Source organism: Streptomyces aquilus (assembly GCF_003955715.1).
Classification (GTDB): domain Bacteria; phylum Actinomycetota; class Actinomycetes; order Streptomycetales; family Streptomycetaceae; genus Streptomyces; species Streptomyces aquilus.
Genome location: NZ_CP034463.1, coordinates 2,705,111 through 2,729,578, shown reverse-complemented (window position 1 = coordinate 2,729,578; position 24,468 = coordinate 2,705,111). Strand labels below are relative to the sequence as shown.

Below are 24,468 nucleotides of genomic sequence, written 5' to 3'. Positions count from 1 at the left end.
CGGGGGTGGGGGCGGTCTTCCTCTCAGACGACGTTCTGAGGAGAAGCGAATGACCGACGTGCCCCTGGATCTCGGACCGCAGACCCGTGTCGTGGCGCGCCTCGCGGAGGCGGTGACCGACGAGCAGCTGGCGGGCGGGACGCCGTGCCCCGAGTACGCGGTACGTAACGTCCTGGGCCACCTGCTGCATCTGTCCGTCGCGTTCCGTGATGCCGCGCGCAAGGATCTCGGCGCCACGACCGACACGCCGCCGACCGCCGCGGTCCCTGACATCGGGCCCGGCTGGCGGGAGGAGCTTCCGAAGGTGCTGGCCGAGCTCGCGGAGGCGTGGCGCGATCCGGCCGCGTGGACCGGGATGACCCGGGCCGGCGGGGTCGATCTGCCGGGGGAGGTCGGGGGAGCCGTCGCGGTCGATGAGCTGGTGATCCACGGCTGGGATCTCGCCGTCGCGACCGGGCAGCGGTACGAGCCCGATCCTGCCGCGCTTCAGGCGACGTACGGCTTTCTGCTGGCCGCCGCCGAGGACCCCAGCCGGGGCGGGGGCATCTTCGGACCGGTGGTGCCGGTCGCGGACGACGCGACGGTACTGGAGCGGGCGGTGGGGCTGAGTGGGCGGACGCCGGGGTGGTCGCCGTCCTGAGAGCGCGTTGTGTGCGGTTCGGTGCGTGGGGGCCGGGGCCGCGCCGGGGGTGTCCGTTCTCGGAACGGCGCGGAATCGGTCCTCCACAAGGGGCGGCCGCGTTGACGCGCCAACCGATGCGGGCGGACACCCCCCGACACGTCCCCTTCCCGCCGTCGCCGGGTGCCGCGCCGCGAGGGTGAGACCCACGTTGTCCGACCGGCAACCTCAACTTCCTTTGTCAGAAGCATTGACGAACTCGTTGCCCACTTCTACCTTCAACGCGTCGTACTTCGTACGTCATATATGAGACGCGATACGCGATACGCGAGATCTGATACGTGACTTCCGAGAGGCGCGCATGACCTCTGTGCCCACGCCGATCCCGTCCCGCACGCAGTTCGTGCTGGACGCGATCAAACACCGCATCCTCACCGGGCAGTTGACGCCCGGGCAGGCGCTGGTCGAGACCGACCTCGCCGCGCAGTTCGGGGTCTCCAAGACCCCGGTGCGCGAGGCGCTCAAGACCCTCGCCGGTACCGGGCTCGTCGTGATGAGCCAGTACAAGGGCGTCACGGTGCGCATGGTGGACGCGGACATGGCGCGCGAGGTCTACGACGTCCGGCTGCTCCTCGAACCCGAGGCGCTGAAGCGGGCCGTCAGGCGAGGCGCTTCCCTGGACGAGGCCCGGGACGCGCTGACCCGTGCGGACCGGGCCACCGACGCCGCCGAACGGTCGCTGGCCAACCGGGAGTTCCACCGCGCCCTGTATCTGCCGTGCGGCAACCCGCTGCTGGGCCGCATGCTCGACGAGGTCCGTGATCAGGCGGCCCTCGTCTCCGCCGTCGCCTGGGCGGCCTCGCCCTCCTGGGAGCGGGAGGCCGGTGAGCACCGCGAGATCCTGCGGCTCGCCCTCGACGGTGACGCCGACGGCGCCGCCCGCGCCCTCCACGCGCACATCGCCTCGTTCGTGCAACGGGCCTTCCCGGACGCCGGGTCCGAGGCTCAGGGAGAGGACGGTCAGGCATGACAGCGACGTTCGAGACCCAGCGGGCCGCCCTGGCCGACGTGGTCGCGATCCCGGTGACCCCCTTCGCCGAGGACGGCTCCGTCGACCAGGACGCCCACCGGGCCCTGCTGCGTCGTCTGCTCGACGGGGGGATCAGGACGCTCACCCCCAACGGGAACACCGGCGAGTTCTATGCCTTGGCCCCGGAGGAGCGGCAGCTCGTCACCGAGATGACGATCGACGAGGCCGGTGAGCGTGCCGTGATCCTCGTCGGTGTCGGGCATGACATTCCGACCGCTGTCGCCTCCGCTCGTCATGCCCGGGAGCTGGGCGCCGCCATGGTGATGGTCCACCAGCCCGTCCATCCGTACGTCTCCCAGGGCGGCTGGGTCGACTACCACCGCGCCATCGCCGAGGCCGTGCCCGAGCTGGGCGTCGTGCCGTACATCCGTAATGCCCAGCTCAGTGGGGTGCGGTTGGCCGAGCTGGCCGATTCCTGCCCGAACGTCATCGGGGTGAAGTACGCCGTTCCGGACGCGTCCAGGTTCGCCGGCTTCGCCCGGGACGCGGGGCTCGATCGATTCGTGTGGGTCGCGGGGCTCGCCGAGCCGTATGCCCCCTCCTACTTTTCGGCGGGTGCCACCGGGTTCACCTCGGGGCTGGTGAACGTCGCCCCGGCCGTCTCGCTGAACATGATCGAAGCGCTTCGATCCGGTGACTATCCGGGGGCGATGAAGGTCTGGGAGCAGATCCGGCGCTTCGAGGAACTCCGCGCCGCAAACGGCTCCGCCAACAACGTCACCGTCGTCAAGGAGGCTCTCGCCTCTCTGGGGTTGTGCCGCCGCGATGTCCGGCCGCCGAGCAGGCTGCTGCCCGAGGACGAACGGGACGAGGTCGCCGCCATCGCCGCCGGGTGGTCGATATGACCGACGGCAGAGAGCGGTTGAGCGCGGAGGAACTCCGCAGCCATCAGTGGTACGGCACCGAGGGGCAGTTGCGCACCTGGTCGCACAACGCCCGGATGCGGCAGCTCGGTTACGAGGCGGAGGAGTACCGGGGACGTCCGGTCATCGCCGTTCTCAACACCTGGTCCGACATCAACCCCTGTCATGTGCATCTGCGCGAGCGTGCCGAGGCGGTCAAGCGGGGGGTGTGGCAGGCCGGGGGCTTCCCGCTCGAATTCCCGGTCGCGACCCTGTCGGAGACCTATCAGAAGCCGACCCCGATGCTCTATCGCAACCTGCTCGCGATGGAGACCGAGGAGCTGCTGCGGTCCTATCCGATCGACTCGGCCGTGCTGCTGGGTGGTTGCGACAAGTCGACGCCGGCGCTGCTCATGGGTGCCGCCTCGGCTGACGTACCGTCCGTTTTCGTTCCCGCTGGGCCCATGCTTCCCGGGCACTGGCGCGGGGAGACGCTCGGGTCCGGCACCGACATGTGGAAGTACTGGGACGAGCACCGCGCCGGCAATCTGACCGACTGTGAACTCCGGGAACTCCAGGGCGGGTTGGCGCGGTCTCCCGGTCACTGCATGACCATGGGGACGGCGTCCACCATGACCGCGGCCGCCGAGGCGCTGGGGATGACCCTGCCCGGCGCCTCCTCGATCCCGGCCGTCGACTCCGGGCACGAGCGGATGGCCGCCGCCTCCGGGCGCCGGGCCGTCGAACTCGCCTGGACCGCGCTGAAGCCGTCCGAGATCCTCAGCCGTGCGGCCTTCGAGGACGCCGTCACCACCGTGCTCGGGCTGGGCGGCTCCACCAACGCCGTGATCCACCTCATCGCCATGGCGGGCCGGGCCGGGATCAAGCTCACCCTCGACGACTTCGACCGCATCGCCCGTACCGTCCCGGTGCTGGCCAACGTGCGGCCCGGTGGCCGGACGTACCTCATGGAGGACTTCCACTTCGCCGGCGGCCTGCCCGGCTTCCTGTCACGGATCACCGACCTGCTCCACCTGGACCGGCCGACCGTCAACGGCACGCTGGGGGAGCAGTTGGAGGGGGCGGTCGTCCACAACGACGATGTCATCCGCACCCGGGAGAACTCGGTCGCGAGCGAGGGCGGGGTCGCCGTCCTGCGCGGCAACCTCTGCCCGGACGGCGCCGTCATCAAGCACATCTCCGCCGAGCCGCACCTGCTCAAGCACACCGGTCCCGCGGTCGTCTTCGACGACTACAGGACCATGCAGCGGACGATCAACGACCCGTCGCTCGGCATCACCGCCGACAGTGTGCTCGTGCTGCGCAACTCCGGGCCCAAGGGCGGGCCCGGCATGCCCGAGTACGGCATGCTGCCCATCCCCGACCACCTGCTCAAGCAGGGCGTGCGGGACATGGTCCGGATCTCCGACGCCCGCATGAGCGGCACGAGTTACGGCGCCTGCGCGCTGCACGTCGCGCCCGAGTCGTACGTCGGCGGACCGCTCGCCCTCGTGCGCGGCGGCGACCTGATCACCCTGGACGTCGAGGCGCGCTCCCTCCATCTCCACGTGGAGGAGGGGGAGTTGGCGCGTCGGCGGGCTGAGTGGACGCCTCCGCCCGTGCGTTACGAGCGTGGCTACGGCGCCCTCTACAACGAGCAGATCACGCAGGCCGACACCGGCTGCGACTTCGAGTTCCTCGCCCGGAAGGGCACCGTGCAGGACCCCTACGCGAGCTGATCCCGAGCACCACGGGCCTTCCTCTACAAGGCCTTCGCATCACTCTGCACCTGGAGAAAGCGCTTCCCGCACCGCGTACCGAACCGATCGGAGAACAGTCATGGCCCAAGCCGCAGCCGTGGCGAAACCGCCCGCGCCACCCCGGCGGCGCCGTGCCTCCGCCACCCCGCGCAGGCTCCCCTACCTGCTGATCGCACCGGCCGCCCTGCTCATGCTGGGCTTCATCGCCTACCCGGTGATCAGCGTCTTCTACTACAGCCTGCAGAACTACAACCCGACCAAGCCGTGGCGCAACGGCTACGCGGGCTTCGACAACTTCACGAAGATCTTCACCGACGACCCGGCCTTCTGGGACACCCTGACCTTCAGCGCCAAGTGGGTCTTCGTCGAGGTCGGCCTCCAGCTGCTGTTCGGGCTCGCGCTGGCGCTCATCGTCAACCAGACCTTCGTCGGGCGGGCGCTCGGCCGTGCGATGGTCTTCTCGCCGTGGGCCGTCTCCGGCGTGCTGACCTCCGCGATCTGGGTGCTCCTCTACAACTCCCAGACCGGTATCACCCGTTACCTCGCCGACCTGGGCATCGGGTCGTACGGCACCAGCTGGCTGTCGGACACCTCGACCGTGTTCCCGGCGGCGATCGTCGCCGACCTGTGGCGCGGGGTCCCCTTCTTCGCGATCCTCATCCTCGCCGACCTCCAGTCCGTCTCGAAGGACCTGTACGAGGCCGCCGAGGTCGACGGGGCGAGCCGGCTCAAGCAGTTCTGGCACATCACGCTGCCGCACCTGAAGGACGCGATCGTGCTGTCCACGCTGCTGCGCGCGGTCTGGGAGTTCAACAACGTCGACCTGCTCTACACCCTCACGGGCGGCGGCCCCGCCGGCGAGACGACGACCCTCCCGCTCTACATCGCCAACACCAGCGTCGACGCCCACAACTTCGGCTACGCGTCCGCCCTGACCACCGTGGCGTTCGTGATTCTTCTCTTCTGCTCGATGGTCTATCTGCGCCTGAGCAAGTTCGGAGGCGAGGACAAGTGAGCATCAAGGAAGCCACCCCGGTCGTGTCCGAGGCCCGCACGTCCCCGCCGTCGCCCCGCCCCAAGGCCGGCCAGCGCGCCTGGGACGACGTGCCCCGCTGGCAGATCTACCTCCCGCTGTCGATCTACCTGCTCTTCACCCTGATCCCGTTCTACTGGATCCTGCTCTTCGCGCTCCGCCCGACCGGGTCCACCTCGCTCGTGCCCTGGCCCATGACCTTCGCCCACTTCGAGAAGGTGTGGACGGAGCGTGAGTTCGGCACCTACTTCCAGAACAGCGTCCTCGTCGGCGTCGCCACCCTGGTCATGACGACCCTGGTCGCGCTGGCCGGCGGCTACGCCCTCGCGCGGTTCGACTTCAGGATCAAGCGGGCGTTCATGCTGGGACTGCTGTGCTCCCAGTTCGTGCCGGGCGCGCTGCTGCTGGTGCCGCTGTTCGAGATCTTCGCCAAGATCCAGATGATCAACTCGCTGGGCAGCGTGATCATCGCCGAGACGGTCTTCCAGCTGCCGCTGTCGATCATCCTGATCAGCAACTTCATCAAGAACGTGCCCCCTTCCCTGGAAGAGGCGGCCTGGGTGGACGGCTGCAACCGCCTCACCGCGTTCCGGATCGTCGTGCTGCCGCTGCTGCGGCCCGGTCTGATCGCCGTCGGCTCCTTCGCCTTCGTGCACTCCTGGAACCACTTCCTGTTCGCCCTGATGTTCCTCAACAACCCCGAGAAGCAGACCATCCCGGTCGGCCTCAACACCCTGATGGGCGCGGACAGCGTCGATCTCGGCGCGCTCGCCGCGGGCGGCATCATCGCGGCCGTACCCGTGGTCCTCGTCTTCGCCTTCATCCAGAAGTGGCTGATCACCGGCTTCAGCGCGGGGGCGGTGAAGGGCTGATGAGGACTCGTCGGATCGCGGGCCGCACCCTGGGCGGCGAGCGCGACCTCACGGCCGAGGTCGGCCGGACACCTACCCTGCACACAAAGATCGACAGCGCCGACGCGGCCCACCGGCAGGTGGCGCGCGGCGCGGGCGCAGGGAGGCTCCCATGAGCACCGTAGACATCGTCCTGGCGGGCGCGCGCGGCCACGGCCGCTGGCACCTGGAGAACATCCGCCGGCTCCAGGACAAGGGGATCGTGCGGCTCGCGGGCATCTGCGAGCTGACCCCGCTCGACGCCGCGGAGATCCCGGAGGGGCTCGGCACGCCCGAGCAGTCCGGCGACTTCGGCGCCCTGCTCGACTCCACCGGCGCCCGGATCGCGGTGATCTGCACGCCGATCCCGACCCACACGGACCTGGCGCTGGAAGCGGCCCGGCGCGGTGTGCACCTCCTGCTGGAGAAGCCGCCGGCGCCGTCGTACGCGGAGTTCCGGCGGATGGCCGACGGGGTCGCCGCGGCCGGGGTCGTCTGCCAGATCGGCTTCCAGTCGCTGGGCTCGCACGCCGTGCCCGCGATCCGGCAGCTCATCGCCGAGGGGGCGATCGGGGAGATCTCCGGGATCGGGGGCGCGGGCGCCTGGGCCCGACCGGAGTCCTACTACCGGCGAGCCCCCTGGGCCGGCAAGCGGCGCCTGAACGGCGTCGACGTCATCGACGGCGCGCTCACCAACCCCCTCGCGCACGCCGTCGCCACCGGGCTCGCCCTGAACGGCTCCACGCGCGCCGAGGACGTCACCGACATCCGGACCGAGCTGCTGCGCGCCAACGACATCGAGTCCGACGACACCTCGTGCGTCCGCGTCACCACGGCACAGGGCCGCCCGGTCACCGTCGCGGCGACGCTGTGCGCCGAGCACCCGGACGACCCGTACGTCCTCGTGCACGGCGGCCGCGGCCGGATCACGTTCTGGTACAAGCAGGACCGCGTCCTGCTCCAGCGCGCGGGCCACGGCCCCGAGGAGTACGAGTACGGCAGCACCGACCTGCTGGAGAACCTCGTCGACCACCTCACCGACGGCACGGACCTGCTCGTCCCCCCGGACGAGACCGGTGCCTTCATGAAGGTCGTCGAGGCCATCCGCACCGCCCCCGACCCGGCCCCGCTGCCCCGCGGCGCCTGGCACCTCGTGGCCGACCGCCGGGTCGTCCCCGGCGTCGACGGCCTGGTCGCGGCCTCCGCCGACACCCTCGCCCTGTTCTCCGAGCTGGGCGCCCCCTGGGCGCCACCGAGAGAGGTGAGCACCTGATGACGGCCAACGACACCCCCGTCCTGCGCGTCGCGGGCCGCCCGGTCGGCCGCTATGTCACCCGGCCCGAGCTGGCCTCCCGGCTCTCCCCGCGCCCCTACCTCCACCCGGTCACCACCCTGGCCGGCACGGCTGTCACCGAGCTCAGCCCCGCCGACCATCCGCACCACCTCGGCGTCGGTGTCGCCGTTCCCGACGTCGAGGGGCACAACTTCTGGGGCGGCCGCACCTACGTCCGCGACCAGGGCCCCACCGAACTCGACAACCACGGCGCCCAGCGGCACACCGCGTTCCAGCTGCGCGACCCGGACGGCTTCGTGGAGGAGCTGCGCTGGGTCGCCGCGGGCGGCGAGCTGCTGCGCGAGCGCCGGACCGTGGCGGCCATCGAACTCGCCGACACCGCCTGGGCGTTGGACTTCACCTTCTCGCTCACCAACGTCACCGACCGCCCGCTCTCGATCGGCAGCCCGGCCACCAACGGCCGCCCCGGAGCCGCGTACGGCGGCTTCTTCTGGCGGGCCCGCAAGGAGGAGCGGGCGCCCGACGTCTTCACCGCCGACACCGAGGGGGAGCCCGAGGCGCACGGCCGGCGCGCCCCCTGGCTCGCCCTCGCCGGCTCCACCTGGACGCTGGTCTTCGCCGGGGCCACCGAGCGGACCCGCCGCGACCCGTGGTTCGTGCGCACCGCCGAATACCCGGGCGTGGGCTCGTCGTTGGCGCACACCGAGCGGGTGCCGATCGCCACCGGTGACACTCTCGTACGCCGGGTCGTCACCGTCGTCGCCGACGGCCGCCTCGACCGGCACGGCGCCGCCGCGCTCGTCCGCAAGGCGGTGAGCCGGTGACCGCGACCTACACCAACCCCGTCCTCGACGCCGACTGGTCCGACCCGGACGTCATCCGCGTCGGCGACGACTTCTACCTCACCGCCTCCAGCTTCGGCCGCGCCCCCGGTCTGCCGCTGCTGCACTCCCGTGACCTCGTCAACTGGACCCTGGTCGGCCACGCCCTCGAACGCCTGGAACCGGCGGCCGAGTTCAGGACACCACGGCACGACTGCGGCGTCTGGGCACCGTCCTTGAGGTATCACGACGAACGCTTCTGGATCTTCTGGGGCGACCCCGACCAGGGCATCTTCCAGATCAACGCCCCCGAGATCAGGGGCCCTTGGACCCGCCCGCACCTCCTGAAGGAGGGCAAGGGGCTCATCGACGCCTGCCCGCTGTGGGACGAGGACACCGGCGAGGCCTACCTCGTGCACGGCTGGGCCAAGTCCCGCTCCGGCGTCAAGAACCGCCTCACCGGCCACCGCATGCGCCCCGACGGCACCGAACTCCTCGACGAGGGCAAGGCGATCGTCGACGGCGACCGGATACCCGGCTGGTTCACCCTGGAGGGCCCCAAGCTCTACCAGCACGACGGCTGGTTCTGGATCCTCGCCCCCGCCGGGGGAGTGGAGACCGGCTGGCAGGGCGCCTTCCGCTCGCGCGGCTTCTTCGGGCCGTACGAGGAGCGCATCGTCCTGGAGCAGAAGGACACCGACGTCAACGGCCCGCACCAGGGCGGCTGGGTGCGCACGCCGTCCGGTGAGGACTGGTTCCTGCACTTCCAGCAGCGCGGCGCCTACGGCAGGGTGGTCCACCTCCAGCCGATGCGCTGGGACGCGGACTGCTGGCCGGTCCTCGGCGACGAGGGCGCCCCCGTGGCCGTACACCGCAGGCCCAAGCTGCCGCCGCAGCCGACCGCCGCGCCCGCCACCGACGACGACTTCCCCGGCGGACGCTTCGGCCGCCAGTGGAGCTGGACCGCCAACCCCGAGGCCGGCTGGGCCACCCAGCACTCCGCCGACGGCCTCCGACTGACCTGCGTCCGCTCGGCCGACGCGCACGACCTGCGCAGAGTGCCGAACGTCCTCACCCAGCGACTGCCCGGCCCGCCGTCCGCCGTCGAGGTCGAACTCCGCCTCGACAGCGAGGAGCCGGGGGCGCGGGCCGGGCTGGCGGTGCTCGGGGACGCGTTCGGCTGGATCGGCCTGGAGCGCGGCTCCGACGGCACGGTCCAGGTCGTGCACCGGTTCGCCGAGGGCGTCGCCGAGCACGAACGCGACGCCGCCCACCCGCGAGTCGCCCCCGAGGGGCGGGTACGGCTGCGGATCGAGATCGGCGCGGGCGCCCGCTGCCGCTTCTCCTACGACACCGGCGCCGGCCCGCACCCCTCGGGCCCCGTCTTCGCCGCCACCCCCTGGCGCTGGGTGGGCGCCCTGCTCGGCCTCGTCGCGCTCGCCCCCACCGGAAGCGGTCACGCGGGCTCGGCGACGTTCACGCGGTTCAGGATCACCCCTCTGTAACTCACCTCGTACGCACGCCTTTTGGGAGCCGGGCCGTACGTCCGCCACTGGCCCCCACAACCCCTGGCGCCACCACCGCACCGCTCCACCACCGCACCGCTCCACCCGGTCGAAGAAGTGTTTGATCCAGAAGAAGAGAGCCGACCCATGAAGATCAACATCCGCAGAAGCAGGCGCGCCGCCATGGCCGTCGCCCTGGGTTCCGTCCTCGCCCTGACCGCCACCGCCTGCGGTGACGACGGCAGCGGCACCGGCGGCGACAAGGGCGACGAGGGCAGCGGCAAGGGCAAGATCGTCTTCTGGGACAACAACGGCGGTGTCCGCACCGACGCCTGGAAGGCGATCATCGCCGACTTCGAGAAGGCCAACCCGGACATCGACGTCGAGTACGTCGGCATCCCCTCCGCGGACTACCAGTCCAAGGTCGAGACCGCCATCCAGGGCGGCGGTCTGCCGGACGTCGGCGGTGTCGGCGCGGCGATGATCGCCAGCTTCTCCGCGCAGAAGGTGCTGGAACCGGTCGACGACCGGCTCGCCAAGTCCTCCCTCAACGGCAAGCTCAACGAGGACATGCTCACGTCGCTGAAGGCGGCCGGCGGCGTCGACGACACGCTCTACTCGGTGCCGACCTCCGCCAACAACGGTGTCCTCTACTACCGCACCGACCTGTTCAAGAAGGCGGGCCTCGACGAGCCGACGACCTGGGACAAGTTCTACACGGCCGCGGAGAAGCTCACCGACGCCAAGAAGAACGAGTTCGGTTACACCATCCGCGGCGGCGCCGGCTCCATCGCCCAGGCGCTGGACGCGATGTACGGGCAGAGCGGCATCACGTCCTTCTGGGACGGTGACAAGACCACCGTCAACGACCCGAAGAACGTCGAGGCGCTGGAGAAGTACGCCGCGCTCTACAAGAAGGACACTCCGTCCGCCGACCTCAACAACGACTTCACCAAGATGGTCGCCCAGTGGGATTCCGGCACGATCGGAATGCTCAACCACAACCTGGGTTCGTACCAGGACCATGTGAAGTCGCTCGGCGTCGGGAAGTTCCGCGGCATTCCGCAGCCGATCGGTCCCTCCGGCAAGCGCGTGCAGGTGTCCAACCCCGTGGACGGCATCGGCCTGTTCAAGAGCTCCAAGAACAAGGAAGCGGCCTGGAAGTTCATCGAGTTCGCGGTCTCGCGCGCGGCGAACTCGAAGTTCAACGAGTCCGCGGGGCAGGTGCCGGCGAACAACGAGGCCGCCAAGGACGCGTGGATCTCGAAGGCGGAGCCCACGAAACTGGCCGCCGCCGCGCTGACCGACGGGTCGACCACCATTGTTCAGCTGCCGTACTACCTGCCCGACTGGGGAACCATCTCCAAGGCCGACAACGAGCCGAACTTCCAGAAGGTGCTGCTCGGGAAGATGAGCGCGAAGGACTTCCTGGACACGCTGGCCGATCAGCTGAACGACGCCCAGGCGGAGTGGAATTCGCAGAAGGGTTAAGAGTTCGGGGCCGTTTCGGTTCGTGGGGAGTTGCGGGTCCGCCGTCGCTGGTCGCGCCCACGCGGCGGAGCCGCATATTGATACAGCCCCGCGCCCCCAGGGTAAGAAGGGCATCGCATGTCAATCTCGCGCCGTCAGGTCACGGCAGCTGCTCTCGCCGCCGTACCTGTGGCTTTCGCGGCCACCGGTACCGCCCAGGCCGCCTCCCGTGATCGCACGCTCCACATCGCCGGTGATTCCACCGCCGCCCAGAAATACGCCGACGCCGCTCCCGAGACCGGGTGGGGCATGGCACTTCCGTTCTTTCTGCACAAGGACCGGCCCGTCGCCAATCACGCGGTGAACGGGCGGAGTTCGAAGAGTTTCGTGGACGAAGGGCGACTGGACGTCATTCTCGGCGCCCTTCAGCCCGGGGACTTCCTCCTCGTCCAGTTCGGGCACAACGACGAGAAGTCCGCCGACCCGACCCGGTACACCGAGCCCTGGACGACGTACCAGGACTACCTGCGGCTGTACATCGACGGCGCCCGTGCCCATGGTGCCCGGCCCGTCCTCGCCACCTCCGTCGAGCGCCGCAAGTTCGACGCGGCCGGCAACGCCCTGCCGACCCACGGCGACTACCCGGCGGCGATGCGGGCGCTGGCCGAGGAGGAGGGCGTGGCGCTGCTCGACATCCAGGCGCTGTCCCTCGCCCTGTGGCAGCGGCTCGGGGTCGAGGAGACCAAGACGTACTTCAACTGGACCGCGACCGAGCAGGACAACACGCATTTCAACCCGCCGGGCGCGATCGCCGTGGCGCGGCTCGTCGCCGAGGAGCTGCTGCGGACGCGGGTGCTGCGCCCGCGGGACGTGTGCCGGATCGACGACGAGATCCCCACGTCCTGGATCAGCTGGCCCGAAGCGGCCGTGTAACCCCATCCCCCGTACCGGAAGAGAGAGCCGCACCATGAACACACAGAAATGGCATGGGCATGTCACAGTGATCTCGGTGGCGCGCGCTGCCGCCGCCGTGGTCGGCTGCACCGCCCTCGTCCTCGCCGTGACCGGCCCCGGCGCCCAGGCGCAGGGAAGGGACCTCGCCCGGCAGACCCTGCCGGCCAACGACGGCTGGGCGTCGTACGGCACCGGGACCACCGGCGGCGCCAAGGCCGACGCCGACCACGTCCACACCGTCTCCACCTGGGCCGAGTTCAAGGCCGCCCTCGCCGCCGACGGTGACGCGCCGAAGATCATCAAGGTGAAGGGGACCATCGACGCCGTCTCCGAGGGCTGTGACGCCTTCGCCGCCGACGGGTACGACTTCGACGCCTATCTGGAGAAGTACTCGCCGGAGAACTGGGGACTGGACACCGACCTGTCGGCCGAACCCGCCGACAGTCCCGAGGGGCTGCGGGCGGCCTCCGCCGCGAACCAGAACAAGGTCATCAAGGCCGCCGTCCCCGCCAACACCACCATCGTCGGCATCGGCGGGAACGCCGGCTTCAAGGGCGCCAGCCTCCAGATCACCGGCGTCGACAACGTCATCGTCCGCAACCTGACCTTCGAGAGCCCGATCGACTGCTTCCCGCAGTGGGACCCGACCGACGGCGACAAGGGCAACTGGAACTCCGAGTACGACACCGCCGTCGTCTACGGCTCCACCCACGTGTGGATCGACCACAACACCTTCACCGACGGCTCCCACCCCGACAGCGCCGCGCCCACCTACTTCGGCATGCTCTACCAGCAGCACGACGGTGAGCTGGACATCGTCAAGGGCGCCGACTACGTCACCGCCTCCTGGAACGTCTTCGCCGACCACGACAAGACGATCCTCATCGGCAACAGCGACAACGCCGCCACCACGGCGATCGACCGGGGCCACCTGAAGGTGACGTTCCACCACAACCTGTTCTCGAACCTGGTCGAGCGCGCGCCGCGCGTCCGCTTCGGGCAGGTCGACTCGTACAACAACCACTTCGTGGCGGACGACGACTACGCCTACAGCTTCGGCATCGGCAAGGAGTCCCAACTCGTCGCCGAGCACAACGCGTTCACGCTGCCGGAGGGGATCAGCGCGGCCAAGGTGCTCAAGCGGTGGAACGCGGCGCCGCTGACCGCCGCCGACAACACCGTGAACGGCCAGGTCACCGACCTGATCGCCGTGCACAACGCGGAGATCCCGGCCGAGACCCTGGAGTCCGGCGCCGGCTGGACGCCCACCCTGCGCACCAAGGTCGACCCGGTCAAGGCGGTCCCGGCGATCGTCGACCACCGCGCGGGCGCCGGCAACGCCTGCTGACGCCTGCCCGGCGTACGGGCGTCGGCACCACCCGCTGACGCCCGCCGCCCGATGAACGGCCGGGGCGGACCGCGTCGTGCTCACATCCCGAGCGCGTCCGCCCCGGCACCCCCCACGCGAGGAAACCCCCTGCCGAGCCGCACTCCCAAGGAGCCCCCGCATGTCCTCGCCCCACGCCCAACTCCCCCTGCCCAGAAGGGGATTCCTGCTAGCGAGCACCGGCGCGGCCGCCGCCCTCGCCCTCGCCCCCACCCCCGCCCTGGCGAGCCCCCGCCCCTTCGGCCGCTTCGGCTCCCCGGCCAGGCGCCTGACCCCGCACACGCTCTACGTCGACACCCACGGCCGCGGCGACCACACCACCGTCCAGGCCGCTGTCGACGCCGCCACCGGCAGCGGCTGGACCCTGGTCATCGCGCCGGGCACCTACCGGGAGACCGTCAGCCTCGACGCCACCCGCACCGAGGCCACCTGGATCGGCGCCTCGGAGGACCCCCGGGACGTCGTCATCGTCTACGACAACGCGGCCGGCACCCCGAAGCCCGACGGCTCGGGAACGTACGGCACCACCGGCTCGGCCACCACCACCCTCAGGGCCGACGGCTTCACCGCCCGCTGGATCACCTTCGCCAACGACTGGCTGCGCGCCGACCACCCGGACATCAGCGGTACCCAGGCCGTCGCCCTCAAGGTCATGGGCGACCGCTCCGCCTTCCACCACTGCCGTTTCCTCGGCCACCAGGACACCCTGTACGCCGACTCCCTCGCCCTGACCGTCTTCGCCCGCCAGTACTTCTCCCACTGCTACGCCGAGGGCGACGTCGACTTCGTCTTCGGCCGGGCCACCGCGGTCTACGAGCGCTGCCACTTCCGCACCCTGGACCGCACCGACCTGGCCGCCGCCCCGTACGGCTTCGTCTTCGCGCCCTCCACGGCCGGCGCGAACCCCCGCGGCTACCTGGTCACGGGGAGCCGTGTCAGCAGCGAGGCCCCGGACGCGTACTACAAGCTGGCCCGCCCCTGGGTGCCGAGCTCCGACACCACCGCCCGGCCCAGCCTCACCGTCCGGAACACCCACCTCGGCGCCGGCATCGACGCGGCCGCGCCCTACACCAACATGTCCAACGCCTACCCGTGGCAGAACCAGCGCTTCGCCGAGTACCGCAACATCGGCCCCGGCGCCGAGATCACCGTCCCCGAGAACCGGCCCCAACTCACCGACGAGCAGGCCGAGTCGGCGACCCGCGAGGCCTGTCTCGGCGACTGGCGGCCCTGGAAGGAGGTCTGCTGACATGCGCCGACGCACCCTGCTGACGGGCCTGACGGCGGGCGCCCTGGCGGTCGGCTCGACGGACGCCCTCGCGACCGGCCGACGTGTCCTGCACGTCCGGCCCGGTGACTCCGTGCAGGCCGCCGTGGACGCGGTGACCGGCCCCGGCTGGACGATCGTCGTGCACCCGGGCACGTACCGCGAGGTCGTCAACGTACCCGCCGACAAGGCCGAGTTGACGATCCGCGGTGCCTCCCGCGACCCGCGCGACGCCGTCATCGTGTACGACAACGCCAACGGCACGAAGAAGCCCGACGGGACCACCTACGGCACCGCGGGCTCCGCCACCTTCACCTCGGCGGCCCCCGGCCTCACCGTCCGCGACCTCACCCTCGCCAACGACTGGCTGCGCGCCGACCACCCCGAGATCACCGGCACCCAGGCGGTCGCGGCTTACACCTACGGCGACCGCACCCACTTCGACAACGTCCGGCTCCTCGCCCACCAGGACACCCTGTTCGTCGAGACGACCGCGCTGACCTCCTTCGACCGGCAGTACTTCCACCACTGCCACATCGCGGGCGACGTCGACTTCGTCTTCGGCCGGGCCACCGCCGTCTTCGAGGACTGCCACTTCCACACCCTGCAACGGGACGTCACCTTCACCCCGAAGGGCATGGTCTTCGCCCCCTCCACCGCCCGGGCCAACCCCTACGGCATCCTCGCCGTCCGCTCCCGCATCACCTCCGGCGCCGAGGACGCGGCGTACAAGCTCGCGCGGCCCTGGGTGCCGTCGTACGAGACCACCGCCTGGCCGTCCCTCGTCGTCCGGGACACCCGCATCGGGCCCGGCATCGACCCGGTCACCCCGTACACCAACATGCGGGAGCAGTACCCCTGGCAGACCATGCGCTTTCGGGAGTACCGCAACTCCGGCCCGGGCGCGGTGATCACGGTCCCGGAGAACCGGCCTCAACTCTCCTCGGACGAAGCCGAGTTGCACACCAAGGCGACGTACCTCGGCGACTGGCGTCCCCGACGTCACACCCAAGCCGGCGTCGGGAAGCCGTATGGCCACTCCTGACCGTCTCTACGAGGACCTGAAGAAACACCTCGACTTCCCTCTGGCCTGGGGGACTTCACCGATCCGCGACTTCCGGGAGTGGCGGCGGACGGCCCGCGCGACGGTCGAGGCGCACCTGCTCGTGGAGCGGCAGGACGAGACACCGTACGCACCCGAGTACAGCGACCGCGCCCGAACCGACGCCTACACCCAGGAGCTGGTCACCCTCTCCCTCACCCGGCACGAACGCGTCCGTGGGGCCCTGCTCACCCCGCACGGCTCCGGACCGTTCCGCGCGGTGCTGCTCCTGCACGACCACGGGGCCAGGTTCGACATCGGCAAGGAGAAACTCGTCCGGCCCTGGTACGACGACACCCGGCTCGCCGCCGCGCGGACCTGGGCCGACCAGTACTTCAGCGGACGTTTCGTGGGCGACGAACTCGCCCGGCGCGGCTGCACGGTCCTCTGCCTCGACGCGCCGGGCTGGGGCGACCGCGGCCCGATCGCCTACCAGGACCAGCAGGCCCTCGCCTCCGCCTACTACAACCTCGGCTCCTCCCTCGCCGGCCTCATGGCCCGCGAGGACGCCCGCGCCGCCGGCTTCCTGGCGGGCCTGAACGGCGGGCGCGGTGTCGCCGCTGTCGGCTTCTCCATGGGCGCCTACCGCGCCTGGCAGACCGCCGCGCTCACCGACGCCGTCTCCGCGACGGCCGCCGTCTGCTGGATGACCGGCCTCAAGGACGTGATGGTGCCCGGCAACAACACGCTGCGCGGACAGTCGTCCTACTACATGCTCCACCCCGGGCTGCCCCGGTTCCTCGACTTCCCCGACGTGGCGAGCATCGCCGCCCCCAGGCCGATGCTGTTCTTCAACGGCGGGCTCGACCCGCTGTTCCCCGCCGACGGCGTCCGGATCGCGTACGACAGGTTGCGCGCCGTCTGGCACTCCCGCCACGCCGAGGAGCGGTTGCACCTCAAGACCTGGCCCGAGTTCGGCCATGTCTTCGTCGACCGCATGCAGGACGAGGTCTTCGACTGGCTCGACCACGTCCTGTGACCCCCCATCCCCGCAGTACGAGAAAGGACCCGCACTCCATGTCTCGTCGTACCGCTCTCCTCGCGACGGCCGCCCTCGCCCTCGGATCGGGCATCGCCGTCCTCCCCACCCAGGCACAGGCCGCGACGGTGGTCGTCGCCAACTCCACCGACCTGTCCAACGCCATCAAGAACGCCACCGCCGGCACCGTCATCCAGGTCCGCGGCGGCACCTACTACCCGACCGCGACCCTCCAGTCCACGGCCAACGGCACGTCGTCGAGCCCGATCCAGCTCACCGCGTACGGCAGCGAGACCGTGAAGATCGACGGGTCCTCGCTCCCCAGCGGCGACTGGATCTTCAAGCTGACCGCGGACTACTGGAACGTCTCCAACCTCACCTTCCAGAACTCCCCGGACAGCGCGGTCGTCTGCCAGTCCTGCACCGGGACCAACTGGAACAACATCAAGACCATCAACGGCGGCGACTCCGGCTTCACGCTCACCGGCGACGGCACCGTGAACAACACCGTCAAGAACATCGACTCCTACGGCAACTACGACGCCGCGAACCACGGCGAGAACGCCGACGGTGTCGCCGTGAAGTTCGGCTCCGGCACCGGCAACCTGATCACCGGCGCCCGCCTCTACAACAACAGCGACGACGGCATCGACTTCTGGTCCTTCTCCTCGCCCGTCACCATCGAGCACACCTGGTCCTTCGGCAACGGCGTCAACCGCTGGTCCGACTCCGCGTTCGCGGGCGACGGCAACGGCTACAAGCTGGGCGGTGACGGCGAGGTCGTCGCGCACGTCGTCAACAACTCGGCCGCCTGGGGCAACGCCGGCAACGGCTTCACCGAGAACTCCAACACCGGCGCGATCGTCATCAACCGCACCACCGCCTACGCCAACAGCAAGTGGGGCTACTACTTCGCCACCAGCTCCGCGAAGCTCGGCAAGAACCTCGCGGTCGGCAACGGCAGCGGCCCGGTGAACAAGGGCTCCTCGGTGACCTCGGCCGGCAACAACTGGGACTCCGGGATCGCCACCCCGTCCTTCATCTCGACGGACGCGTCGACGACGTACAACGCCCGCAGCTCCAGCGGCACCCTGCCCGCGACGACGTTCCTCACGACCGGCTCGACGACCATCGGCGCCACGATGAACTGACGGCCCTTACCCACGACCGGGGCGCTTGACCCGTTTTTTGCCTGGGGACGAGGTATCGATCAGGCAACGGGTCTCGCGCCCGCCGTGGTGACGCGCGTAGAACTCTGTCATGCATAAGCCATTGCGTATCGCGGCCATCGCCGCCGCGTGTGCCGTCGCCGGCGCCGGCCTCTACGGCGCCGGTGCGGCCACCGCCGGTCAGTCGACGGCGAACAGCACCCACGAGCCCTACAACATCGGGCTCCTGGTCAAGGACATCGACACGTACTACGGCACCACGCCCGACGCGAACGGTGTCTACCAGGCGTCCCCGGACAGCCAGTACGCCCAGGACCTCGCGGCCCTCGACAAGGCCGCCCGCAAGTACATCGACCAGGCGGCCCGCAAGGCCCACCACAAGGGCGAGAAGCCCGCGGTCGTCTTCGACATCGACGACACGCTGCTGCTCAGCCTCGACTACGAGAAGCGCTACAACTACACGTACAACTCGACCACGTGGGCCGACTACGTGAACAAGGCCGACCGCCCCGGTGTCTTCGGCAGCGCGGAACTGGTCCAGTACGCCGAGTCCAAGGGCGTCGAGGTCTTCTACAACTCCGGTCTCTCCGAGGCGCAGCGCACCGCGGCCGTGGCGAACCTGAAGAAGATCGGTGCCGATGTGAACCTCGACACCGACCACATGTTCCTCAAGGACAAGGCGAACCCGCCGGCCTACCTGAGCGCGTGCGCCACGCCGGGCACCTGGACCTGCACGACCGTGCAGTACAAGGGCGGCACCCGCAAGCACATCGAGGACGACCTCGGGTACGAGATCATCGCCAACTTCGGCGACCAGTACTCGGACCTGGACGGCGGCTACGCCGACCGCACCTACAAGCTGCCGAACCCGACGTACTTCGTCAGCTGATCCTCGGGTCGAAAACGCCCCCGTCAGTCGTCACTGACGGGGGCGTTCTCGTCGCCGGCCGAGGGGGGCTCTGCCGGCGGCTGCTGACCGAGGGGGGCTCAGGTCAGCAGGTCTGTGTACTGTTTTTGACGTTGAAAGCGACCGAATGGTTGTTCCCGAGCACGAAACCAGATCGTCCTTGTCTCTCCTGGTCGCCACCGGTGGAGAAAAGGTTGCCGCGTCTCCGGGATTTTTTGCGATCCCCCCGCGCGGGGCCTACGAGTCGCCGTCGGGCGACGTGAAGTCGCCCTTCACCGCGAGCTGTTCGCCGCCCGCCGTAGCGGTCGCCGTGTAGCGGTCGCCGGCCGCGTTCCGGCCGCCGCGCTGGTGGTTGTACTGACCCGCGAACACCCACTCGCCCGCGGGGACCTTGCGGCCCTCCTTGAGCGTCCAGGTGTAGACGAGGAACCCGTCCTTCTCCTCGGTGGTGAGGGTGAAGTCGTCCTCCGGCAGCGCGCGCCAGGCGCCCGTCGAGGCCACCCCGCCGGTCTGGGCGATCTTCAACCGCACGGTGAGCGCGGTCAGTTCCTCGGAGGTCCTCAGGGTGAGGTTGCTCTGCGCCCAGAAGTCGTTGCTGTGCGGGTCGACCGCACCGGCCGACCACAGGGGGCCGTCCTCCGCGCCGGGGGCGGTGACCGGCGGCTGCGCGGTGGCGGTCGCGGAGGGCGCCTTCGCGGTGGGGGTGGTGCGCGGCTTCTCGGTCCTCGGCGTCTCGCCCGGCTGCGGGGCCGACGGATGGATCGGCGCCCGGGTCGTCGCGTCCGGGGACGGCTCGGGCGTCGCCGTGGTCGCGACCGTCTGCTCCGGGGCGTCGTCCCTCACGGCCGAGGCGACCGCGTAGCCGCCGAGGCCGAGCACACAGGCGACCGCGGCCGTCGCGGAGACCACCCGCACCCAGCCGAGCGCCGGCGGCCGGGTGGCCCGGTGGTCGGGGCGGGTCTGCTCGGCCATGCCGCGCTCGATCCGTGCCAGGATGCGCGCCCGGTCCGGCTCGTGCTGCCCGGCCGCCTCATGCAGTCGGGCGCGCAGTTCGTCGTGCGCGTCCTGCTGCCTCATCGGTTCCGTCCTAGGGTCTCGCCGCCGCGTGCCATCGGCACGGGCACCTTTCGGGGTACGCCCGCGGAGCCGAGCAACCGCTGGAGTTCGGCCATGCCCTTGGACGTCTGGGACTTAACCGTACCCACGGAAACACCGAGGGCGAGAGCGGTCTCCTTCTCCGACAGGTCGAACGCGTGCCGGAGCACCACACAGGCCCGTTTGCGGAACGGGAGCCGGCGCAAAGCGTCCTGGACGTCCACTACTCCCGGTATGTCCGGGTTCTCGGTTCTTTCCTCGCGCTGCGACCAGAACAGGGCGATCCGCCGCCGCTCCCGCACGGTGCTGCGGATCCGGGTGCGGGCCAGATTGGCGACGACGCCACGGGCGTAGGCCACCGGCTGGTCGGCGGCGCGCACCCGGTCCCAGCGGTGCCACAGCGCGAGCAGCGCGTCCGCCGCCAGGTCGTCGGCGGCGTCCGACTCCCCGGTCAACAGATGGGCGAGACGCGACAGTTCGGCGTAGTGGCGTTCGAAGAAGGCATGGAACTCCGCGGAGGCTGCGTCGTCGACGACCGTGCCCACGGGCGAAACCTCCCTGTGTCTGCCCTGTGAATGACATGTGATCATCCGGAGGTGCCCGGACGAGAGCCGGAAGCGTAGCAGTGGTCAACAGCGTGTTTCGTACGGGGCGTCGAACACGGTCTGGCGGGCCGACCCCGATTCCGTAACACGCTGAAAACCTGAAACGGGTTCAACGCGGGAACAATCCAGCCAGCATCCGCGCACCGATCATTCAGGCAACAAGGAGCACAGCCATGTCCGAGACGAAGCAGGCGGCCGACCGGCCAACCGCCCCACCACAGGCGGCGAACGGGGTCGACCGGTACTTCAGGATCTCCGAGCGGGGGTCCACCTTCGGCCGGGAGATACGCGGCGGCTTCGCCACGTTCTTCACGATGGCCTACATCCTTGTCCTGAACCCCATCATCCTGGGCAGCGCCAAGGACAAGTTCGGCCACCACCTCGACGCCGTCCAGCTCACCACCGCCACCGCCCTGGTGGCCGCGGTGATGACGATCATCATGGGCGTCGGCGGCAACCTGCCGCTCGCACTCGCCGCCGGCCTCGGGCTGAACGCGGTCGTCGCCTTCCAGATCGCCCCGCTGATGAGCTGGGACGACGCGATGGGCCTGGTCGTCCTGGAGGGCCTGCTCATCTGCGTGCTGGTGGTCACGGGGCTGCGCGAGGCCGTGATGCACGCGATCCCGCAGCCGCTCAAGCAGGCGATCAGCGTCGGCATCGGCCTCTTCATCGCGTTCATCGGCTTCGTCGACGCCGGTTTCGTCAGCCGCATCCCGGACGCCGCCAACACCACGGTTCCGGTGCAGCTGGGCGGTACCGGCTCGCTCGCCGGGTGGCCGATCCTGGTCTTCTGCCTCGGCGTGCTGCTGACCATCGGCCTGCTCGCCCGCAAGGTCAAGGGCGCGATCCTCATCAGCATCGTGACGATGACGGTCCTCGCGATGATCATCAACTCGGCCGCGGACGTGAAGAGCTGGGGGCTGACCACGCCGGAGTGGCCCGACAAGCTGGTCGACACCCCCGACTTCGGCCTGATCGGCCACTTCAGCCTGTTCGGCGCGTTCGACGCGGCGGGAGTCGGCATCGTCACCGTCGTCCTGCTGATCTTCACGCTCGTGCTGTCCGACTTCTTCGACACCATGGGCACGGTCGTCGGCATCAGCGCGGAGGCGGGCCTGCTCGACGAGGAGGGCAAGGTCCCGAACCTCGGCCGCGTGCTGCTCATCGACGGGGCGGCGGCGGTCGCGGGCGGCGCGGCGTCCTCGTCCTCCGCGACGTCCTACATCGAGTCGGCGGCGGGCGTGGGCGAAGGCTCACGCACCGGCTTCTCGAACCTGATCACCGGCGGGCTGTTCGGGCTCGCGCTGTTCCTGACCCCGCTGCTGACCATCGTGCCGCTCCAGGCCGCCGCGCCCGCGCTGGTCGCCGTCGGGTTCCTGATGATGACGCAGGTCAAGAACATCGACTGGGACAAGTACGACATCGCGATCCCGGCGTTCCTGACGATCGCGGTGATGCCGTTCACGTACTCGATCACCAACGGGATCGGCGCCGGGTTCCTGGCGTACGTGGTGATCAAGGTGGTGCTCGGGAAGGCGAAGGAGATCCACTGGCTGCTGTGGGGTGTGTCGGCCCTGTTCCTGGTCTACTTCGCCATCGACCCGATCGAGCAGGTTCTCGGCGCCAAGTAACGAGCCGAGTAGCGCACGGGACGTCTCAGTTCCCGAGGGCCGCCTCCATCATGGCCTTGGCCACGGGGGCGGCCAGCCCGTTGCCGCTCACCTCCGAGCGAGCCGCGTTCGACTGCTCCACCAGCACCGCCACCGCGACCTCCTTGCCCCCGCTCTTGGCGTACGACGTGAACCAGGCGTACGGCGTCTCGCTGTTGTTCTCGCCGTGCTGGGCCGTGCCCGTCTTGCCGCCCACCGTCACGCCGTCGATCCGCGCGTTCGTGCCGGTGCCGTCCTCGACCACCGTCTGCATCGCCGACTGGAGCTGCTCGGCGGTGTCGGAACTGATGATCCGCTCGGTGGACGTGTCGTCGTCGTAGTCCTTGAGCACGTCGCCGCCGCTGTTGGTGAGCTGCGAGACCATGTGCGGCGAGACCAGCTTGCCGTCGTTGGCGATGGCCGCGGAGACCATGGCCATCTGGAGCGGGGTCGCGGTGACGTCGAACTGGCCGATGCCGGTGAGGGCCGTGGACGACTCGTTCATGTCCGAGGGGTAGACGCTGGTGTAGGCGCGGACGGGTACGTCCTGCTCCTTGTCGTTGAAGCCGAACTTCTCCGCCATCGCCCGCAGCTTGTCCTGCCCGAGGTCGTGTGCCATCTTCGCGAACACGTTGTTGCAGGAGTAGCGCAGCGCCGTGCGGATCGAGGCGTTCTCGCAGGGCGCCGACCTGTTCTCGTTCTCCAGCTTGGTGACCGTGCCCGGCAGGGTGTACGGGTCGGGGCTGTCGGTGTGCTCGTCCACCGACGAGTACAGGCCGTCCTCCAGCGCCGCCGCCGCGACGACCAGCTTGAACGTCGAACCCGGCGCCACCGGCTGGCGCAGCGCGCGGTTGGTGAGCGGTTTGTCGGAGTCCTTGGTCAGCTTCTTCCACGCCGATCCGGCGGTGTTGGCGTCGGTCAGCGAGGACGGGTCGTACGACGGCGTGGACACGACCGCGAGGATCTGGCCGGTCTTCGGGTCGATCGCGACGGCCGCGCCCTTCTTGTCGCCGAGCGCGTCATAGGCGGCCTTCTGCACGGCCGGGTCGATCGTGGTGACCACGTTGCCCGGCTCGGCGCGCTGGTTGGTGATCGTGTCCATGACGCTCTTCAGCCGGCTGTCCGTGCCGTTGAGGAGGTCGGCGTAGATGCCCTCCAGCTGGGTCGGCGCGTACGCCTGCGAGGCATAGCCGGTCACCGCGGCGTACAGCTCGCCGTCCTTGTACGTGCGCTTGTACTTGAGGTCGCTCCCTGTCGTCCTCGCGGAACCGGTGATCGACTTACCGGCCACGATGATGTTCCCCAGCGGAGACGAGTACGTCTCGATCGCGTTCCGCCGGTTGTCGCTGTCGTCCGCCAGCGCCTGGCCCTCGTAGAACTGCACCCAGGTCGCCCGCAGCAGCAGAGCGAACACCAGCAGCAGCGCGAAGACCGACGCGCGCCTGATCGTCTTGTTCATCCCGCACTGGTAGACGAGCGGGTCGGAGCGAATCGTTCCCTTGCGTCCGGGTTTCTCATCGGACGTTCATCTGCGGTGCCCTCTCAGGCGTCCAGCCTCAGCACGACCTCGTCGATCTCCTCGCCGCGCGCGTGCGCATAGCCCCGGTCGTGCGCCGACAGCCGGAACCCGCACTTCTCCAGCACCCGCCGCGACCCGGCGTTGTCCGCCGCCGCACGGGCGTACAGCGGGCGTTCGGTGATCTCGGCGAGCAGCGCCCCGAGGGCGGCCGTGGCGATCCCGCGTCCCCAGTACGCGCGGTCGACCCAGTAGGTGACCTCACGCTCACCGGGCTCCCCGTACACCGCCGCGCTGCCCACCACGTCACCGTCGACGAGGATGGTGCGGTTGACGGCGTCGGAGGCGAGGACCCGTTTCCAGTGGGCGTCGAACGCCTCGCGGTCGGCCGGGTCCCTGGGGACGAAGGCGGCCAAGTGCAGGGACTCGGGATCGTTCATCTGCCGGAAGAAGACCGGCAGATCACTGTCGTGGACCTCTCGGAGCGCGATCTGCATGCCCCACAGCTTAGGGG

At 69.9% G+C, this 24,468-nt stretch carries 23 protein-coding genes; 19 read left to right on the top strand and 4 right to left on the bottom strand.

Features of this window, described 5'->3' with window-relative positions; genetic code table 11:
* Positions 1 to 49 precede the first annotated feature (49 nt).
* The 18 genes from EJC51_RS12625 (at position 50) to EJC51_RS12545 (ending at position 19,071) form a co-directional block, all read left to right on the top strand.
* On the top strand, positions 50 to 640 hold the full coding sequence (locus tag EJC51_RS12625; RefSeq protein ID WP_126271161.1) for a TIGR03086 family metal-binding protein: 591 nt from the start codon (positions 50 to 52) through the stop codon (positions 638 to 640).
* Between the two features lie 340 nt (positions 641 to 980).
* Positions 981 to 1,649 carry a GntR family transcriptional regulator gene (locus EJC51_RS12620; RefSeq protein WP_126271160.1) on the top strand — a complete coding sequence of 223 codons (669 nt, stop codon included), beginning with the start codon at positions 981 to 983 and terminating at the stop codon, positions 1,647 to 1,649.
* Positions 1,646 to 2,554 (top strand): dihydrodipicolinate synthase family protein, encoded by a 909-nt coding sequence (locus EJC51_RS12615; RefSeq protein WP_126271159.1) that lies wholly within the window; start codon positions 1,646 to 1,648, stop codon positions 2,552 to 2,554. The genes EJC51_RS12620 and EJC51_RS12615 overlap by 4 nt, the downstream gene beginning before the upstream one ends.
* Positions 2,551 to 4,290, top strand: coding sequence for an L-arabinonate dehydratase (gene araD, locus EJC51_RS12610; RefSeq protein WP_126271158.1), 1,740 nt, complete (start codon positions 2,551 to 2,553; stop codon positions 4,288 to 4,290). Before EJC51_RS12615 ends, araD begins: the two co-directional genes overlap by 4 nt.
* Positions 4,291 to 4,390: 100 nt before the next feature.
* Positions 4,391 to 5,326, top strand: a complete 936-nt coding sequence (locus tag EJC51_RS12605; protein ID WP_126271157.1) for a carbohydrate ABC transporter permease — start codon at positions 4,391 to 4,393, stop codon at positions 5,324 to 5,326.
* 23 nt (positions 5,327 to 5,349) lie between these two features.
* On the top strand, positions 5,350 to 6,216 hold the full coding sequence (locus tag EJC51_RS12600) for a carbohydrate ABC transporter permease (RefSeq protein WP_244363378.1): 867 nt from the start codon (positions 5,350 to 5,352) through the stop codon (positions 6,214 to 6,216).
* Positions 6,216 to 6,371 (top strand): hypothetical protein, encoded by a 156-nt coding sequence (locus EJC51_RS47685; protein ID WP_166682776.1) that lies wholly within the window; start codon positions 6,216 to 6,218, stop codon positions 6,369 to 6,371. Before EJC51_RS12600 ends, EJC51_RS47685 begins: the two co-directional genes overlap by 1 nt.
* Entirely contained in the window at positions 6,368 to 7,507 is a 1,140-nt protein-coding gene (locus EJC51_RS12595; RefSeq protein WP_126271155.1) for a Gfo/Idh/MocA family protein, read from the top strand. The genes EJC51_RS47685 and EJC51_RS12595 overlap by 4 nt, the downstream gene beginning before the upstream one ends.
* Positions 7,507 to 8,352 (top strand): DUF6807 domain-containing protein, encoded by an 846-nt coding sequence (locus EJC51_RS12590; RefSeq protein ID WP_126271154.1) that lies wholly within the window; start codon positions 7,507 to 7,509, stop codon positions 8,350 to 8,352. The genes EJC51_RS12595 and EJC51_RS12590 overlap by 1 nt, the downstream gene beginning before the upstream one ends.
* Positions 8,349 to 9,854 (top strand): glycoside hydrolase family 43 protein, encoded by a 1,506-nt coding sequence (locus EJC51_RS12585; RefSeq protein ID WP_126271153.1) that lies wholly within the window; start codon positions 8,349 to 8,351, stop codon positions 9,852 to 9,854. The genes EJC51_RS12590 and EJC51_RS12585 overlap by 4 nt, the downstream gene beginning before the upstream one ends.
* A 147-nt stretch (positions 9,855 to 10,001) precedes the next feature.
* Positions 10,002 to 11,345, top strand: coding sequence for an ABC transporter substrate-binding protein (locus tag EJC51_RS12580; RefSeq protein WP_126271152.1), 1,344 nt, complete (start codon positions 10,002 to 10,004; stop codon positions 11,343 to 11,345).
* 117 nt (positions 11,346 to 11,462) lie between these two features.
* Complete coding sequence (locus EJC51_RS12575; protein ID WP_126271151.1) at positions 11,463 to 12,257, top strand: rhamnogalacturonan acetylesterase; 795 nt, start codon at positions 11,463 to 11,465, stop codon at positions 12,255 to 12,257.
* Between the two features lie 34 nt (positions 12,258 to 12,291).
* Positions 12,292 to 13,626 carry a pectate lyase family protein gene (locus tag EJC51_RS12570; protein WP_126271150.1) on the top strand — a complete coding sequence of 445 codons (1,335 nt, stop codon included), beginning with the start codon at positions 12,292 to 12,294 and terminating at the stop codon, positions 13,624 to 13,626.
* Positions 13,627 to 13,786: 160 nt separating this feature from the next.
* Positions 13,787 to 14,914, top strand: coding sequence for a pectinesterase family protein (locus EJC51_RS12565; RefSeq protein ID WP_126271149.1), 1,128 nt, complete (start codon positions 13,787 to 13,789; stop codon positions 14,912 to 14,914).
* Position 14,915: 1 nt separating this feature from the next.
* Positions 14,916 to 15,977, top strand: a complete 1,062-nt coding sequence (locus tag EJC51_RS12560) for a pectinesterase family protein (RefSeq protein ID WP_126271148.1) — start codon at positions 14,916 to 14,918, stop codon at positions 15,975 to 15,977.
* A complete protein-coding gene (locus EJC51_RS12555; RefSeq protein ID WP_126271147.1) occupies positions 15,964 to 17,013 on the top strand; it encodes a dienelactone hydrolase family protein in 1,050 nt (349 codons plus the stop codon). The genes EJC51_RS12560 and EJC51_RS12555 overlap by 14 nt, the downstream gene beginning before the upstream one ends.
* 38 nt (positions 17,014 to 17,051) lie before the next feature.
* Positions 17,052 to 18,164, top strand: a complete 1,113-nt coding sequence (locus EJC51_RS12550) for a right-handed parallel beta-helix repeat-containing protein (RefSeq protein ID WP_126271146.1) — start codon at positions 17,052 to 17,054, stop codon at positions 18,162 to 18,164.
* 109 nt (positions 18,165 to 18,273) lie between these two features.
* Positions 18,274 to 19,071: an HAD family acid phosphatase gene (locus EJC51_RS12545; RefSeq protein ID WP_126271145.1), complete on the top strand. Its 798-nt coding sequence runs from the start codon at positions 18,274 to 18,276 to the stop codon at positions 19,069 to 19,071.
* 255 nt (positions 19,072 to 19,326) lie between these two features.
* On the opposite strand, the gene EJC51_RS12540 is transcribed toward EJC51_RS12545, so the two are convergent.
* The gene (locus EJC51_RS12540) at positions 19,327 to 20,166 is read right to left on the bottom strand and encodes a hypothetical protein (protein WP_126271144.1); all 840 of its coding nucleotides are present in this window, start codon (positions 20,164 to 20,166) and stop codon (positions 19,327 to 19,329) included.
* Positions 20,163 to 20,729, bottom strand: coding sequence for a SigE family RNA polymerase sigma factor (locus EJC51_RS12535; protein WP_126271143.1), 567 nt, complete (start codon positions 20,727 to 20,729; stop codon positions 20,163 to 20,165). Before EJC51_RS12535 ends, EJC51_RS12540 begins: the two co-directional genes overlap by 4 nt.
* A gap of 233 nt (positions 20,730 to 20,962) precedes the next feature.
* Here EJC51_RS12535 and EJC51_RS12530 point away from each other — a divergent pair, with 233 nt between their 5' ends.
* On the top strand, positions 20,963 to 22,420 hold the full coding sequence (locus EJC51_RS12530) for an NCS2 family permease (RefSeq protein ID WP_126271142.1): 1,458 nt from the start codon (positions 20,963 to 20,965) through the stop codon (positions 22,418 to 22,420).
* Between the two features lie 25 nt (positions 22,421 to 22,445).
* On the opposite strand, the gene EJC51_RS12525 is transcribed toward EJC51_RS12530, so the two are convergent.
* Both EJC51_RS12525 and EJC51_RS12520 read right to left on the bottom strand, forming a co-directional pair.
* A complete protein-coding gene (locus EJC51_RS12525) occupies positions 22,446 to 23,897 on the bottom strand; it encodes a peptidoglycan D,D-transpeptidase FtsI family protein (RefSeq protein WP_126271141.1) in 1,452 nt (483 codons plus the stop codon).
* 83 nt (positions 23,898 to 23,980) lie between these two features.
* Entirely contained in the window at positions 23,981 to 24,451 is a 471-nt protein-coding gene (locus EJC51_RS12520) for a GNAT family N-acetyltransferase (RefSeq protein WP_126271140.1), read from the bottom strand.
* Between the last annotated feature and the right edge of the window lie 17 nt (positions 24,452 to 24,468).

What these genes read in the sequence shown, in the direction of transcription:
- EJC51_RS12575 (WP_126271151.1), top strand. Translation starts at nt 11,463, where the DNA reads ATGTCAATCTCGCGCCGTCAGGTCACGGCAGCTGCTCTCGCCGCCGTA.
- EJC51_RS47685 (WP_166682776.1), top strand. Translation starts at nt 6,216, where the DNA reads ATGAGGACTCGTCGGATCGCGGGCCGCACCCTGGGCGGCGAGCGCGAC.
- EJC51_RS12595 (WP_126271155.1), top strand. Translation starts at nt 6,368, where the DNA reads ATGAGCACCGTAGACATCGTCCTGGCGGGCGCGCGCGGCCACGGCCGC.
- EJC51_RS12545 (WP_126271145.1), top strand. Translation starts at nt 18,274, where the DNA reads ATGCATAAGCCATTGCGTATCGCGGCCATCGCCGCCGCGTGTGCCGTC.
- EJC51_RS12540 (WP_126271144.1), bottom strand. Translation starts at nt 20,166, where the DNA reads ATGAGGCAGCAGGACGCGCACGACGAACTGCGCGCCCGACTGCATGAG.
- EJC51_RS12525 (WP_126271141.1), bottom strand. Translation starts at nt 23,897, where the DNA reads ATGAACAAGACGATCAGGCGCGCGTCGGTCTTCGCGCTGCTGCTGGTG.
- EJC51_RS12560 (WP_126271148.1), top strand. Translation starts at nt 14,916, where the DNA reads ATGCGCCGACGCACCCTGCTGACGGGCCTGACGGCGGGCGCCCTGGCG.
- EJC51_RS12565 (WP_126271149.1), top strand. Translation starts at nt 13,787, where the DNA reads ATGTCCTCGCCCCACGCCCAACTCCCCCTGCCCAGAAGGGGATTCCTG.
- EJC51_RS12580 (WP_126271152.1), top strand. Translation starts at nt 10,002, where the DNA reads ATGAAGATCAACATCCGCAGAAGCAGGCGCGCCGCCATGGCCGTCGCC.
- EJC51_RS12570 (WP_126271150.1), top strand. Translation starts at nt 12,292, where the DNA reads ATGAACACACAGAAATGGCATGGGCATGTCACAGTGATCTCGGTGGCG.
- EJC51_RS12555 (WP_126271147.1), top strand. Translation starts at nt 15,964, where the DNA reads ATGGCCACTCCTGACCGTCTCTACGAGGACCTGAAGAAACACCTCGAC.
- EJC51_RS12620 (WP_126271160.1), top strand. Translation starts at nt 981, where the DNA reads ATGACCTCTGTGCCCACGCCGATCCCGTCCCGCACGCAGTTCGTGCTG.
- EJC51_RS12530 (WP_126271142.1), top strand. Translation starts at nt 20,963, where the DNA reads ATGTCCGAGACGAAGCAGGCGGCCGACCGGCCAACCGCCCCACCACAG.
- EJC51_RS12550 (WP_126271146.1), top strand. Translation starts at nt 17,052, where the DNA reads ATGTCTCGTCGTACCGCTCTCCTCGCGACGGCCGCCCTCGCCCTCGGA.
- EJC51_RS12520 (WP_126271140.1), bottom strand. Translation starts at nt 24,451, where the DNA reads ATGCAGATCGCGCTCCGAGAGGTCCACGACAGTGATCTGCCGGTCTTC.
- EJC51_RS12615 (WP_126271159.1), top strand. Translation starts at nt 1,646, where the DNA reads ATGACAGCGACGTTCGAGACCCAGCGGGCCGCCCTGGCCGACGTGGTC.
- araD (WP_126271158.1), top strand. Translation starts at nt 2,551, where the DNA reads ATGACCGACGGCAGAGAGCGGTTGAGCGCGGAGGAACTCCGCAGCCAT.
- EJC51_RS12605 (WP_126271157.1), top strand. Translation starts at nt 4,391, where the DNA reads ATGGCCCAAGCCGCAGCCGTGGCGAAACCGCCCGCGCCACCCCGGCGG.
- EJC51_RS12590 (WP_126271154.1), top strand. Translation starts at nt 7,507, where the DNA reads ATGACGGCCAACGACACCCCCGTCCTGCGCGTCGCGGGCCGCCCGGTC.
- EJC51_RS12625 (WP_126271161.1), top strand. Translation starts at nt 50, where the DNA reads ATGACCGACGTGCCCCTGGATCTCGGACCGCAGACCCGTGTCGTGGCG.